Genomic DNA, 15,131 nt, shown 5'->3' with positions numbered 1-15,131 from the left:
AAAATAGTCGTCTTGTTTCTAACATCTTGATTCTTAAAACTAAAAAAATGAGTACAGAGACAACAAATAAGGAATTACTTCGTGGAGGTCAGTTTTTGGTAAAAGAAACGTTGAGTGAAGATGTTTTTACACCAGAAGACTTTACCGAGGAGCAGAGAATGATGAAAGATTCGGTTAAAGAATTTGTAGATCGTGAGATCTGGCCGAAAAAGGAAGAATTTGAGAAAAAGAACTATGCTTTAACTGAAGAGATAATGCGTAAGGCTGGAGAACTGGGTTTCCTAGGCGTATCTGTTCCAGATGAATATGATGGAATGGGAATGGGATTTGTTTCTACCATGCTTGTTTGCGACTACATTAGTGGTGCGACAGGATCTGTAGCAACTGCCTTTGGTGCCCATACAGGAATTGGAACTATGCCAATAACTTTATATGGTACAGAAGAGCAAAAGAAAAAATATGTACCAAAATTAGCTACCGGTGAATGGTTTGGAGCTTACTGCCTTACAGAACCAGGAGCAGGAAGTGATGCTAACTCAGGTAAAACAAAAGCTGTTCTTTCTGAAGATGGAAAATCTTACAGTATTAGTGGACAGAAAATGTGGATCTCCAATGCGGGTTTTGCAAATGTATTTATAGTTTTTGCTAGAATTGAAGATGACAAGAATATTACTGGTTTCATCGTTGAAAATGATACTTCAAACGGTATCACTTTTGGTGAAGAAGAAAAAAAATTAGGGATACACTCCTCTTCCACTCGTCAGGTTTTCTTTAATGAAACCAAAGTACCTGTAGAAAACTTGCTAGCAGAACGTGGTGATGGTTTCAAAATTGCCATGAATGCATTGAATATTGGTAGAATTAAGCTGGCAGCTGCGTGTTTAGATGCACAACGTAGAGTGACAGATCAAGCGGTAAAATATGCCAATGACAGAGTTCAGTTCAATACTCCTATTGCAGAATTTGGAGCTATTAAATCCAAACTGGCAGAAATGGCTACATCAGCATACGCTGGGGAATCTGCTTCATACAGAGCTGCTAAAAATATTGAAGATAGAATTAATAAAAGATTAGAAGAAGGGAACTCGCATTCTGAAGCTGAATTAAAAGGTGTAGAAGAATACGCAATTGAATGTTCTATTTTAAAAGTTGCATGTTCAGAGGATATTCAGAATTGTAGTGATGAAGGGATCCAGATCTTTGGTGGTATGGGATTCTCGGCAGATACTCCAATGGAATCTGCATGGAGAGATGCACGTATTTCTAGGATTTATGAAGGAACCAACGAAATAAACAGAATGTTAGCGGTTGGAATGCTTGTTAAGAAAGCGATGAAAGGTCATGTAGATCTTTTAGGACCTGCAACGAAAGTTGGGGAAGAACTTACTGGAATTCCATCTTTTGATAAACCAGACTACTCAGTATTATTTGCTGAAGAAAAAGACTTATTAAAGAGATTGAAAAAAGTATTTTTAATGGTTGCCGGTAGTGCTATTCAAAAATTTGGGCCTAAATTGGAAGAGCATCAACAATTGCTTTTAGCTTCTTCAGATATCTTAATTGAGATCTATATGGCAGAATCTGCCCTTCTTAGAACCGAGAAAAATGTAAATAGATTCGGAGAAGACGAGCAAAAAGAACAAATTGCAATGTCTAAGTTATATTTATATCATGCTGTAGATACTATAAACCAAAAAGCCAAAGAAGGAATTGTCTCTTTTGCTGAAGGTGATGAACAACGCATGATGTTAATGGGATTAAAGCGTTTCACTAAATACGATAATCATCCTAATGTTGTTGAGCTTAGAAATACAATCGCAGAAAAATTAACCTCAGAGAATAACTACTGTTTTTAATAAATCTCATATTTAGTACTTAATACTAGAAATGTAAAAGCCAATTCTTAAATAGAATTGGCTTTTTTGTTTGCAGCTAGTTATGGCAAATGAATTAGGGAAATTTAGAAAGTCAAGCTAGCGCTTTCTTCGGGTAATTCTCCTTTACTAAAATTTGTAGCTGCTTCTATTAATGCCAAATGAGAATAGGCTTGCGGAAAATTCCCTAATAAGCGCTTCGTCTCAAAATCAATATCTTCACTAAACAATCCTAAGTGATTACTATAAGTTAAAAGCTGATCGAATAATTTTTTAGATTTTTCCTTTTCTCCTATTTTATACAAGCTATTAATAAACCAAAAGGTACATATTGTAAATGAGGAAGTAGGCAAGCCAAAATCATCTTTATTCTTATAACGGTAGAGCAAACCATCCCGGGAAAGTTCTTTTTCGGTAGCTTTTACGGTACTAATATACCTAGGATCTTTTGCATCTATAAATCCATAGTTCTCCATTAAAAGTGTGGACGCATCTAAATCTTTTGAACCATAGGATTGGGTATATGCCTGCACCTCTTCATTCCATCCATTTTTATGGATATCATCATAAATTTCAGTCCTTAAAGAAACCCATTTAGATTCATTTATTCCCTTTCTGAGGATCTCTCCTATTTTTACAGCTCTATCTATGGCAACCCAACATAAGAGTTTAGAGAAAACAAAATGCCTTTCTTCTGTCCGCAGTTCCCATATTCCTTTATCAGGTTCTTTCCAGTGCGATTCTACAATTTTTACAATTCCTCTAGTTACTGTCCACAATTCTTCACTGTTTTCCAGATTTGTCTCAAAACGAACAAATTGCTGGTAGATCACCTCCATCAATATTCCATATATATCGTTCTGCTTTTGAATATAGGCTGCGTTTCCTGTGCGCACAGGCTTGGAACCTTGATACCCATCTAAGTGATCTAATATGTGCTCAGTTAAATTCTTCTCTCCATTGATACCATACATGATCTGAATCTTTTCATCCTTATGTGGTATCAGATTAAGAATGAACTGGAGGAAATCTTTAGCCGATTTGTCATGCCCTAATCCTGCCATTACTTTGATAACCATGGAGGCATCTCTAATCCAACAAAATCTATAATCCCAATTGCGCTCTTCACCTATAGTCTCTGGAAGTGATGTAGTGGCAGCCGCAAGTACAGCACCCGACTTCTTGAAGGTTAAAGCCTTAAGTACCAAAGCACTTCGCAATATTTCTTCGTTATAGTATTTATATTTCGTGGTGTATTCACTCCAGTTCATCCAATAGGTCTTGGTACGTTGGTATTTAAGATAGGACCTATCCAAGGACTGTTCAACCAATTTTTCATGATACCCCATTAAGAAATACCCATTTCCTGTTAATTCAATTTCCTTTTGCTCTAAAATAGCATCAAGATCAAAACTTGAATAGAGAAATAGAGTTTCAAATTTCCCTTCGGTCGTATAGCTCTTTATATAATTGCCTTTATTTTCATTAAAGGTTTCCTCTCTAGCAAAATCCAAACGAGGATTATATAATACTTTAAAAGCTGGCTTCCCTTTTATAAGTCGAAGAAACCGAATTACATCTGGAGCAGAATAGTATGAGCTATCCTCTCGCTGATAGCGGGGCATAAAATCTATTAGCTGAAATGCATCGGTACCATTATCAAACCCGGTACTTAATATATTGGTACCCCAAAGATATTCTTGAGAGATTTCATAATCTTCGGTAACTTCTATCTCAAAGCTTCCGCCTTTATTTTCATCTAATAATTTTGCAAAAACAGCTGCTGAGTCAAAATTTGGCAAGCAACACCATTCCAATGAGCCTGTTTTTGAGACAAGTGCAGCACTTTTACAATTTCCTATAATTCCGTAGTCTAAATTCTTCATATAATCATAAAGTTTGTTGAAAATGATGGTAGATCAAATGTATTTTCGGAAATTAAGTAAAATACTAAAACTTTATCGTAGAATTCAGAATAAATTATGAGTAAAACAATCATTATATCCAATAGATTGCCACTTCAAATTTCTATAAAAAAAGGAAAATTGGAGGTTACTCCTAGCGTAGGAGGCTTAGCTACAGGTTTAAAATCCTTTCACAGAGATGGAGATAGTGTCTGGATAGGCTGGAGTGGTTTAACTATTGAAGAGCTTCCTGAAAATTTAATGAATGAAGTTTCTCAGAAAGCAAAAGATCAGGCCTGTATTGCGTTAAATTTTACTGAAAAGGAAATTGAAGGCTTTTATTATGGGTTTAGCAATAGAAGTATTTGGCCTCTCTTCCACTACTTTATGGAATTCACAGAATGGGAAACTTGGCATTGGGAAACCTACAAAAGTGTAAATCAAAAATATGCGGATGCCATTCTGGAAAAGTACAAGGAAGGTGATAAGATCTGGATTCATGATTATCAACTTCTTTTAGTACCAAATATGGTTCGGGAACAATCTCCTAATGCTACCATTGGTTTCTTTAACCATATCCCATTTCCTTCCTATGAAGTCTTTAGAACTATGCCATGGAGAGAGGAAATTCTTAAAGGTTTACTGGGTGCAGATCTTATTGGCTTTCACACCTACGACTATGAAAGACATTTTTTAAGTTCTGTAAGTCGTATTCTCAGGTATCAAGTCAATTTTGATGAAGTGAGCCTCCCAGAGAGAATGGTTAAAGTAGATTCTTTTCCTATGGGTATAGATTATAACAAGTTTGAAAAGGCTGCGCAAAATCACTTCGAAAATACTCTGGAAAGTCAATCAGATTTACAACGCAGATTAGATCATCATAGAAAAGGGGCACCCGGGGCAAAGTTGATCCTAAGTATAGATCGGTTAGATTACACGAAAGGGATTGCACATAGAATAAGAGCATTTGAGTATTTCTTAGAAAAATATCCTCAGTATATAGAAAAAATCCGATTGGTTATGCTTGCAGTTCCTTCAAGATCTGAGGTGCCACAGTATCAATTATTGAAAAAGGAAATTGATGCCTTAGTAGGAAGGATAAATGGAAAATTTGCAACGGTAAGCTGGACCCCTATTTGGTATTTCTATAGGTCAATGCCTTTTAAAAACTTAATAGATCTATATGCTTCATGCGATATAGCTCTACTAACTCCTATAAGGGACGGAATGAACCTTGTGGCAAAAGAATATATTGCAAGCAGGAAAGATCAAACAGGAGTGCTTATTTTAAGCGAAATGACCGGTGCTGCTCAAGAAATGAATGAAGCAATTTTAATTAATCCTAATAATTTTGAACAGATTGCTGATGCAATAAATCAGGCTATAAAGATGCCTGAGGAAGAACAAATTAAAAGAAATAAAATCCTTCAGAAACGATTAAAGCGTTATGATGTAGAAAAATGGGCTAACGACTTTATGAAATCCTTGACTAAAACACAAGAAAATAGGAAAAGCAATAAAGCAATCCATATATCTGAAAACATTAAAGAGAATATATATTCAGATTTTAAAAATTCTAAAAATCGAGTATTATTTCTGGACTATGATGGAACACTAGTAGATTTTGTTGATAAACCAGAAGACGCAAAACCCGATAAAGAACTTATCTCACTAATAAGTCAATTAGCAACTTTAGAAAATACTACTGTAGTGCTTATTAGCGGAAGGGATAAGGAAACTCTAGGCACTTGGTGGAAGGAAGTAGATGTTCAGCTAATTGCAGAGCATGGAGTTTGGGCCTTAAAACCCAATAAAGAATGGAGACTAAATGAAAATGTAAAAAATGACTGGATGGAATCTATACGTCCTGTTATTGAAGCATTTGTAGATAGAACTCCCGGAAGCTTTATAGAAGAAAAGAATTATTCACTGGCTTGGCACTACAGAAAAGTTGATCCAGACCTAGGCGAAAAACGCGCTAATGAACTTTCTTCGGTATTAAAAGATCTTATCTCTAATCACGGATTGAGTGTTTTAGATGGTAATAAAGTTCTGGAGATAAAAAGCAGTGAAGTTAACAAAGGAAAGGCCGCAACAAAATTTATTTTAAGAAAAGAGATTGATTTCATATTTGCTATTGGAGACGATTGGACAGATGAATATTTATTCCAGGAATTGCCAGATTCTGCAGTAACTGTAAAAGTAGGTTTAAAGAATACCAGTGCGACTTACTATATAAATAACACAAAAAAAGTAAGAGAGTTATTACAAGGATTTTTAGAACTGAAATAAGATTCAGTAAGCTAATAGTAAAAAAAACTAAACTGTTAAAATCCTTAGCAATTTTGCTTAAACATTATATCAAACTTAACTAAAGAAAATCCTCTAAACTTCTAATTAGAAGTACTTTTACAAAATCAAATTTATACAACCAATATTTAAAAAAATCATAATTATGAAAGTAGGAAAGTTAATTACAGGATTAGTATCAGGAGCAGCTATAGGAGCAGCTATAGGTTTATTATTTGCACCAAAAAAAGGAGCAGATACACGTAAATTAATTACTGAATCTGGAGATAGCTATTTAAAAGGTGCTAAAGGAAAGATCGATAATCTTTCAGACAGTTTAAATCAAAAAGTTGAAGCGATCAAAGAAAGATCTAAATCTGCAACTAGTGATTCTAAAGCAGAAGAAAAGTATCACGACACTAAGGCAGATATTCATGATATGAGAGCTAGCTAGTCTAAACTCAAATATTTTATATGAACCCTCGGATAATTTCCGAGGGTTTTTTATTTTTTGGAATTGGATTATCTTCATGAAACATTCTGAAAAACATTCCTTACTTTAGAAAATTCAAATAAATAAAATTTATAATAATGAAAATTAATTCCTCCCTATTAAGCATTGCGTGTTTCATATTCACTTTACTTCTCTTTAATAATACGAATGCACAAGATACCGATGCTAGGATCTATAAAATAATTGATTCTGTATCTGCAGATAGAATTGAATCTGATATTAGAAAACTTGCTGGTTTTGGAACTCGAAATACATTTAGCGATACGGTTTCTACTACTCGCGGAATTGGAGCTGCCCGCCGATGGATAAAATCTGAATTTGATAAAACCTCCCAAGATTGCAATAACTGTTTAAATGTCTTTTACCAAAAAGACTTGGTTACTCCGGAAGACGGAAATCGTGTGCCAAAAGAAGCATGGGTTGTTAATGTGGTAGCTATCCAAAAAGGAACTAAGTATCCTAATAGATATATCATAATGAGTGGCGATATAGATTCTCGTGCTAGTGATACCATGGATTTTACAACCGATGCACCAGGAGCTAATGATAATGCAAGTGGAATGGCAGGAACGATTGAAGCCGCCAGAGTTTTGTCTAAATATAAATTTGAAAACAGCATTATTTATGTTGGCCTTTCTGGAGAAGAGCAAGGTTTATTTGGAGGAAAAGGATTGGCTCAATATGCAAAAAACAACAATTGGGAGATCATTGGAATATTGAACAATGATATGATTGGGAATATTGAAGGGGTTGATGGAGTAATTGATAACAGAAGTTTCAGAATTTTTTCTGAACCTGTGCCTCCAACCGAAACTGAGGAAGAGCGAAATGCAAGAAGATATTATGGTGGTGAAGTAGATGGAATTTCCAGACAGCTTGCCCGCTACATTCATGGTACTGTAGAGACCTATATGCCAGAAATGAACCCAATGATGATCTATCGTTTAGACAGATTTGGTCGTGGAGGTCACCATAGATCTTTTAATGACCTTGGCTACGCAGGAATTAGAATAATGGAGGCTCATGAGAATTACAACAGACAGCATCAAGATATAAGAACAGAGAACGGAATTGAATATGGCGATGTAATTGAAGGTGTGAATTTTGATTATGCTGCAAAACTTACGGCTGTAAACGCGATTAACTTAGCTAGTTTGGCTTGGGCTCCGCCCACACCTTCAAAAGTTGCGATTGGTGGGATAGTTGAACCATCTACAAGACTTCGTTGGGAAAAAGTTTCAGGAGAAATTGCAGGTTATAAAATCTATTGGAGAGATACTACTTCCCCTGTATGGCAACATTCAAGGTTTGTAGGAGATGTATCTGAATTTACGTTGGAAGGAATTGTAATAGATAATTTCTTATTTGGAGTTGTAGCTGTGGGCAAAAACGGACATGAAAGTTTAGTTTCTTTTCCCTCGTCGACCTTTAGATAAGTTCATTTCCTGTTTAATTCACTTTAAAATCTCCGATCATGAAAAAAATATTATTAATTTTCTTCCTATCCTGTCAGGTACTTGTTGCACAACAATCAGATAAGCTGGAGTTATTGGATATCTTCAATCTTGAGTATATTTCTGACCCACAGATATCTCCAGATGGAAAACAAGTGGTGTACGTCCGGAATTTTAAGGATGTGATGACCGATAAAAATCTATCCAATCTCTGGATAGTGAATTTTGACGGCACACAAAACAGACCACTAACCACTGGCAACACAGTAGATAATTCTCCCCGTTGGTCTCCAGATGGAAGGAAATTACTTTTCAAATCTAACAGGGATGGTGAAATGCGGTTATATTTAAAATGGCTGGATTCTCAACAGCCACAAGTAATTTCTAATTCTAATGAGCTACCGGGATCAATTTCCTGGTCTCCAGACAGTGAGTTTATTGCCTTTTCTAAATTCGTGATTAAGGAAAATGCTTCTCCTATTAAATTGCCAAAGAAGCCAGAAGGTGCCAAGTGGAACGAGGCTCCTAAATATATTACCGAAATGAATTATCGGGCAGATGGAGCTGGTTATTTAAAAAGTGGGAACACACAACTCTTTGTAGTTTCTGTAGACGGGCATACCCCAAGGCAACTAACTTTTAGTGAGTTTGATCATGGCACACCAGTTTGGGGCAAGGATGGAAAGAGCCTGTACTTCTCAGCCAATTTTGGTGAAGATCATGAATTGGATCCGATGAATTCAGAAATTCATAGGCTAGATATTACAGATGGAAAAATTACAACCTTAACAAATAGACAAGGCCCGGACAGCGATCCTACAATCTCTGCAGATGGTAAGAAGATAGCATATTTAGGTTTCGATGATAGACTGCAAGGATATCAGCTAAGTCAGTTATATATTATGAATATAGATGGTAGTAATATCCAGAACCTTTCAGCAGACTTTGATAGAGATATAAGTGATATTTCCTGGGACAAAAATGGAGATGGACTTTATTTTCAATATAACGACAAAGGCAGTACAAAACTAGGCTACATTTCTACGAGTGGTAAAGTAAAAGAAATAACAAGTAACCTGGGAGGACTTTCCCTAGGAAGGCCTTATAACGCTGCATCTTATAGTATTGCAGAAAATGGTAATTACGCTTTTACTTCAGGAAAAAATGCAATGTTATCTGATTTAGGTGTTGGAAATAAAGGAAATGATCGAGTGCTTACAGATGTAAATAGCGATTTACTTTCCTTTAAAAAACTAGGAAAAGTAGAAGAGATCTGGTGGAAGTCTTCTGTAGATCAAAGAGATATTCAAGGCTGGATTGTAACTCCGCCCGATTTTGACCCTAACAAAAAATATCCGTTAATTCTAGAGATCCACGGTGGGCCTTTTGCTAGTTATGGAAATGTATTTTCGGCAGAAATTCAGCTAATGGCTGCAGCTGGGTATGTAGTTCTGTATACTAATCCTAGAGGTAGTACTGGTTATGGGGAAGAATTCGGAAACTTAATACATCATGATTATCCCAATAACGATTATCATGATTTGATGTCTGGAGTAGATACTGTTCTTGAAAAAGGATATGTAGACAGGGAAAATTTATTTGTTACCGGAGGTAGCGGAGGTGGTGTATTAACCGCTTGGATCGTTGGAAAAACAGATAGATTTAAAGCTGCTGTAGTTGCAAAACCAGTTATAAATTGGACGAGTTTTGTGCTATATGCAGATAATCCAGGCTTCTTTGCTAAATATTGGTTTGGCAAAAAGCCTTGGGAAGATCCAGAAAGTTATTTCAAGAGATCTCCTTTAAGCTATGTGGCCAATATTACTACTCCAACTATGTTGTTAACTGGAGAAGAAGATTACAGAACTCCAATAGCTGAATCTGAGCAATTCTACAGTGCATTAAAACTGGAAGGAGTAGAAACGGCTATGGTTAGAATCCCGGGATCCGGACACGGAATAGCAAATAGACCAAGTAACCTTATTGCTAAAGTTGCAGCTATCCTATCTTGGTTTGAAAAGTATAAGGACAACTAAATCAATCCCTTATATAAAGCTGCGAATAGAATTATAGAATACAGAAGATAAGCATATATAATTTTTATTATTTATTGTTTTTCAAAAATTAAATCATATTGTTTTGTCTGTTCGAGCGCAGTCGAGAACTTTTTAACTTAAAAAGAAGGTTTCGACTCCGCTACCATTGACGTATTTTCAAAGTTACTCCCAATAAGAGACCCTGAAACTAGTTCAGGGTGACGATACTGTTTTAACTGCCGTCATGCTGAACTCGTTTCAGCATCTTTCATACGTCAATTTCCTACGCTAAATAAATTTTTTTATCACAGGTCTCAACCTGACATCCTTACTATACATTGTAATCTTAATATGAACACAACTACAAACCGCTAAAAATCAATTCTATTAGCAGCTTTATTATTAATCGATTAACGAAAGTTGGATCCTTTTTAGATCCAGATCAATTTCCAAAACAGTTACCATTAAATGCTGTCCTAATCTTACAACAGAATTCACATCACTTATATATTCATTCGCCAATTTAGAGATATGTATTAACCCGCTTTCTTTAACTCCAACATCAACAAAGCATCCAAAATTGGTGATATTATTAACGATTCCTGGAAGCTTCATCCCCGTTCGTAAATCTTTAATGCTGCTTACGTTTTCATCAAACTGAAAAACCTTGATCTTACTTCTGGGATCTAAACCTGGTTTTTCCAGTTCTTTAATTATATCTTTTAGCGTTGGTATCCCAAGATTTTTTTGAACATAAGTCTCTAAATCAACTTTTTGAAGCACTTCCTTGTTGCCTATTAATTGGTTAATCCCAGTTCCATAGTCAAGTGCTATTTTATTCACCAACTCATAACGTTCCGGGTGAACTGCAGAATCGTCTAAAGGATTTTTCGCATTCTTAATTCTTAAAAAACCGGCTGATTGCTCGTAAGCTTTGGCTCCTAATCTTGGGACTTTGAGTAGCTCTTCTCTGGTCTTTATACTCCCCTTTTCTGATCTATAATTTATAATGTTTTCAGCTAGTACTGGTCCAATTCCTGAAACATAAGAAAGCAGTTCTTTACTGGCAGAGTTCACATTGATCCCTATTCGGTTTACACAAGTCATCACCACTGCATCCAGTTTATTTTTCAGCCTTGTTTGATCTACATCATGTTGGTACTGCCCTACTCCAATTGACTTTGCATCTATTTTCACTAATTCGGCCAAAGGATCTATTAAGCGTCTCCCAATAGAAACTGCGCCTCTTACTGTGATATCATAATCTGAAAATTCTTCTCTAGCAATTTTAGATGCCGAATAAATTGAAGCACCCGCCTCATTCACCACATATACTGCGACCTCTTTATTAAATGGAACTTTCTTTATAAACTGTTCCGTTTCTCGGGAAGCTGTTCCATTTCCAATGGAGATCGCTTCAATATTATAGGCATTTACGAGCGATCTTATTTTCTTAATGGCAAGCGTCATTTCTTTCTGTGGAGGATGCGGATAAATAGTTTCATTATGTAGTAACATTCCATTTTCATCCAAACACACCAATTTACATCCAGACTTAAATCCAGGATCCAAGGCTAAGATCCTTTTATTACCTAGAGGAGGCGCTAATAAAAGTTGTTCTAAATTTTCAGCAAAGACCTGAATAGCATCTTCATCTGCTTTATTTTTTGCTTCAGATAAAACTTCATTGGAAAAGGATGGTTTTAAGAGTCGTTTATAGGAATCTTCTATTGCTTCTTTAATATATTTTGATGCTGAAGAATTTTTCAGATTAAGAACATTCTCTATTAATCGCAAAGCCTCCATTTTTTCTACATCAAGCTTTACCTTTATTACCCCTTCACTTTCCGCCCTAAGAATTGCAAGTAATCTATGAGAAGGAATTCTTTTTAGAGGCTCATTCCAGTCAAAATATTGCTTGTATTTTTGCGCAGCTGGGCTTACTTTTTCAGATGTAACTACTTTTGAAGCTATATCTGCACTATTCTGAAATAACCTTCTTAGCTTCTGCCTCACATAAGGATTTTCACTTATCCATTCCGCAATTATATGTTGAGCTCCTTCTAAAGCATCGGTAGAAGATTTTATATCTTTTGATAAAAACCGACTTGCAACTTGTTCTAAATTATCTCCGTTCTGAGACATTAGTATTTTGGCCAAAGGTTCCAAACCTGCCTCTCTTGCAGATTCAGCTTTAGTTCTACGTTTCTTTTTAAAAGGAAGATATAGATCTTCTAATTCCAACATAGAATCTGAATCCTGAATCTTAGACAGTAAGGAATCTGTCAATGAATCCTGATCTTCAATAGCTTTAATGATAGATTTTTTACGACGCTCTAATTCTGAATAGGATTTTAAAAGCTCTGCTATTTTTTCAATTTCAACTTCATCTAAATTACCCGTTAACTCTTTTCTATATCGCGCAATAAATGGGATTGTAGCATCTTCATTTAATAAGCTTACTGTGTTGAGAATAGATCTCTCGGGAACGGCTATTTTAGATTTTATATATGATATTAACTCCAAGTCTTGTGTTTTAAGTAATGAAAACAAAGATACCGGGATTCTAATTTATCTGTATAAATACCCAAAGATATTTCCAGAGAATTAGATAATATTAATTGGAAACTTTAGGGTTTTAAACATTAATTCAGGAACAGAAAAAATTTCCCGCTCCTGAAAGCTACCTGGATCGAAGATTTACGCAGTTAATTATCCCTATTTTTCAGCCTTTTTCTTGGCTTTTTTGTCTTGATTCTTGATTCTTGGTTCTTGGTTCTCGTCTCTCTGTTCCCTATTTATTTGATCACATAAGTTTTTTTCTCTGGCCCAATACCTTTTAAGGTAAGTGATTTCCATTCTTTTGGTAAGATCTCATTTTTTTGCTCTATCCCATTTTCGGTAATATGCAATCCGCCGAATCCAAATAGCACAACCTGGAGCATACCGCCGGCACCTGTTGCAAAATATGGATTCTCACTGGTGGCCGATTCTGCCAGAGCTCCAAATGGAGCACGCTTATTAGGCTCATAACTTCTTTTAAAAAGCCTGTAAGCTTCTTTGGAATCTCCCAATCTAGCATACAAAATGGCAAATATTGATTGCCCCATAGCAGGGCCCTCAGGAGAAAGTTTAGACTCATAATATTTTAAATCCTTAAGAATATTTTCTCTTTCGGTAATTATATCCAAAGGATAAGACAGCAAGTTCACATCTGCCTGTTTTATAATTTCTCCCTCATAGCTTTGGTTTTCTTTTGTAGTTCCATCAGGGAATTTTAATATTACAATTTTTGAAGCAACTTCATTCCAGGCGGGGTTTGGTGTTTCGTCAACTTCTTTGGCTGCAAGGACCGCATAATTTAAGGCTGTTATTGCGGAACCATTTGTAAATGCATTATCATCTACGTTTGCGGCAAACTCATTGGCACCCACCACATTTTTAATGGAATAACTTCCATCAGCATTTTTTGAGACACGGCTCACCCAATAATCTGCAATTTCTTTTAACATTGGGTAACCTCTTTCAACAAGCCATTCTTTGTTTTTAGTCACACGGTAATAATTCCAGAAGGCTATAGCTACATCAGATGTTATATGGTGCTCGAAAGTTCCTGTAAGTGCCCAGGATGGTGTAGCTTCTTCCCCTGTATCATCACTCTCCCATGGGAACATAGCGCCTTTGTAACCGAAGTTAACAGCTTTTTGTTTTGCCTTCCCCAAACGGTCAGACCGGTAGTTTACCAAGGAACGTGAGATATCCTGATTCAATAATAACAAAGGGGGAAACATCCAGAGTTCGGTATCCCAAAAAATATGTCCGTTATAATTTTGTGAAGACAGTCCCATTGGGGCAATACTCAAATTAGAATCACCTCTGGAGAAGGCATATAAATGATATAGTGCCAAACGCACATCCAGCTGCGATTGCATATCCCCTTCAATCACAATATCTCCTTCCCAAAGCTCTTTCCAAAGTTTTTTATGCTCACCTAGCAAATCCTTTCTTGGGGTTAATAAATTGAAGATAACAAAACGTTCCGATTCGGTTTGAGGATCTTCGAAATCCTGAGTGGTTGTTTCTGCTGCAGTCCATGCAAACTCACTTAACTGTCCTTTTTTTACTTTTCTTTCAAAAGACAACCTGTTATCGTATTCAGAAACTTTATTGTGTTTAAGTTCCGGACGTTCATTTTCTCTTACGGAATTGATGTCATGCCATATGAAGGTTGCAGATGTGGCAACGGTATGTTTACCATACTGACTTTTAGCAAAGGTTTGCAAAATGGGCATTGTAGTTTCCAGATCCTTAAGTACCCTAAAAGTGCTGGTAGGATCCTGAAATACTTCTGGAGTTAATATTTTTCCGGTAACTTTTATTTGAATATCCTTTTTTGCATCGACTTTAAAATCTATATAACTTGAATATTGGACGTTTCGCAGGGCATATATGGTATAGGTTACCTTTGCTTTGTCTTTGAAGTTGAAGGAAGTGGTAAAGGAAGCTTCCTTCATATTCAAGGTTTGCACCCAGTCTGAAATATTGTTTTCTGTAATTTTTTCCCCGTCAATTTCCATTTCGAGATTCCCAAAATTCATTCCCAAAATAATTTTGGAAACGCCTAAAGGAGATTCTTTTTCATATACATTATTTAATATTACCGAACGCACCTCAAAAGGTTTATCCTCCGGTAAGATACCAATCCTCCCGTTTGCGACAACCACACCTGTATATTGCTCAACCTTTCCTGTAGATATAGACCATCCATCGTTTTGAGATTGACATAAAAAAGTGGTGAAGAATGCAAGGAGAGCAAAGAGGATTTGTTTCATATTCCGGTATTTGAAAATATTAAAATAAAATTAATCGACAATGTATGTATTATTAATGAAAACCATTTAAAAATGTATTATTATCTACGTTAGCATCAAATTAACCTACCCCATCAAATTTTTTATAGAAGAACTACTATCGGAATTTTTTGAGATACGGCTTATTCAATAATCGGGTGTTTTTTTTAACATACAACTCCCTCTAAAAACTAGGTTCATTTTTGGTGG

Annotated in this window: 8 protein-coding genes; 5 read left to right on the top strand and 3 right to left on the bottom strand. The window is 35.8% G+C overall.

Features of this window, described 5'->3' with window-relative positions; translation table 11 throughout:
• The first annotated feature begins 47 nt into the window (after positions 1–47).
• Positions 48–1,856, top strand: a complete 1,809-nt coding sequence (locus H033_RS0110255) for an acyl-CoA dehydrogenase family protein (protein ID WP_026838243.1) — start codon at positions 48–50, stop codon at positions 1,854–1,856.
• A 104-nt stretch (positions 1,857–1,960) separates the two neighbouring features.
• On the opposite strand, the gene H033_RS0110250 is transcribed toward H033_RS0110255, so the two are convergent.
• Positions 1,961–3,760: a glycoside hydrolase family 15 protein gene (locus H033_RS0110250; RefSeq protein WP_026838242.1), complete on the bottom strand. Its 1,800-nt coding sequence runs from the start codon at positions 3,758–3,760 to the stop codon at positions 1,961–1,963.
• 96 nt (positions 3,761–3,856) lie between these two features.
• Here H033_RS0110250 and H033_RS0110245 point away from each other — a divergent pair, with 96 nt between their 5' ends.
• From H033_RS0110245 to H033_RS0110230, 4 genes are all read left to right on the top strand, one after another.
• Positions 3,857–6,070, top strand: coding sequence for a bifunctional alpha,alpha-trehalose-phosphate synthase (UDP-forming)/trehalose-phosphatase (locus H033_RS0110245; protein WP_026838241.1), 2,214 nt, complete (start codon positions 3,857–3,859; stop codon positions 6,068–6,070).
• A 163-nt stretch (positions 6,071–6,233) separates the two neighbouring features.
• A complete protein-coding gene (locus H033_RS0110240; protein ID WP_026838240.1) occupies positions 6,234–6,521 on the top strand; it encodes a YtxH domain-containing protein in 288 nt (95 codons plus the stop codon).
• A 137-nt stretch (positions 6,522–6,658) separates the two neighbouring features.
• Positions 6,659–8,017, top strand: coding sequence for a M28 family metallopeptidase (locus H033_RS0110235; RefSeq protein WP_026838239.1), 1,359 nt, complete (start codon positions 6,659–6,661; stop codon positions 8,015–8,017).
• A 38-nt stretch (positions 8,018–8,055) separates the two neighbouring features.
• Positions 8,056–10,071: an alpha/beta hydrolase family protein gene (locus H033_RS0110230; RefSeq protein WP_026838238.1), complete on the top strand. Its 2,016-nt coding sequence runs from the start codon at positions 8,056–8,058 to the stop codon at positions 10,069–10,071.
• Positions 10,072–10,473: 402 nt separating this feature from the next.
• On the opposite strand, the gene H033_RS0110225 is transcribed toward H033_RS0110230, so the two are convergent.
• Together H033_RS0110225 and H033_RS0110220 are read right to left on the bottom strand one after the other, a co-directional pair.
• Entirely contained in the window at positions 10,474–12,597 is a 2,124-nt protein-coding gene (locus H033_RS0110225) for a Tex family protein (RefSeq protein ID WP_026838237.1), read from the bottom strand.
• A gap of 272 nt (positions 12,598–12,869) precedes the next feature.
• Positions 12,870–14,903 (bottom strand): glycoside hydrolase family 65 protein, encoded by a 2,034-nt coding sequence (locus tag H033_RS0110220; protein ID WP_026838236.1) that lies wholly within the window; start codon positions 14,901–14,903, stop codon positions 12,870–12,872.
• Between the last annotated feature and the right edge of the window lie 228 nt (positions 14,904–15,131).

The sequence above is a fragment of the Gillisia sp. JM1 genome, from assembly GCF_000424645.1.
Lineage (GTDB): Bacteria > Bacteroidota > Bacteroidia > Flavobacteriales > Flavobacteriaceae > Gillisia.
Note: the sequence above shows the minus strand (reverse complement) of the source record. Positions and strands in the feature narration are given on the sequence as shown.

Bases quoted from the DNA above. Each gene is read 5' to 3' on its own strand.
- H033_RS0110255 (WP_026838243.1), top strand. From the start codon at position 48: ATGAGTACAGAGACAACAAATAAGGAATTACTTCGTGGAGGTCAGTTT.
- H033_RS0110250 (WP_026838242.1), bottom strand. From the start codon at position 3,760: ATGAAGAATTTAGACTACGGAATTATAGGAAATTGTAAAAGTGCTGCA.
- H033_RS0110245 (WP_026838241.1), top strand. From the start codon at position 3,857: ATGAGTAAAACAATCATTATATCCAATAGATTGCCACTTCAAATTTCT.
- H033_RS0110240 (WP_026838240.1), top strand. From the start codon at position 6,234: ATGAAAGTAGGAAAGTTAATTACAGGATTAGTATCAGGAGCAGCTATA.
- H033_RS0110235 (WP_026838239.1), top strand. From the start codon at position 6,659: ATGAAAATTAATTCCTCCCTATTAAGCATTGCGTGTTTCATATTCACT.
- H033_RS0110230 (WP_026838238.1), top strand. From the start codon at position 8,056: ATGAAAAAAATATTATTAATTTTCTTCCTATCCTGTCAGGTACTTGTT.
- H033_RS0110220 (WP_026838236.1), bottom strand. From the start codon at position 14,903: ATGAAACAAATCCTCTTTGCTCTCCTTGCATTCTTCACCACTTTTTTA.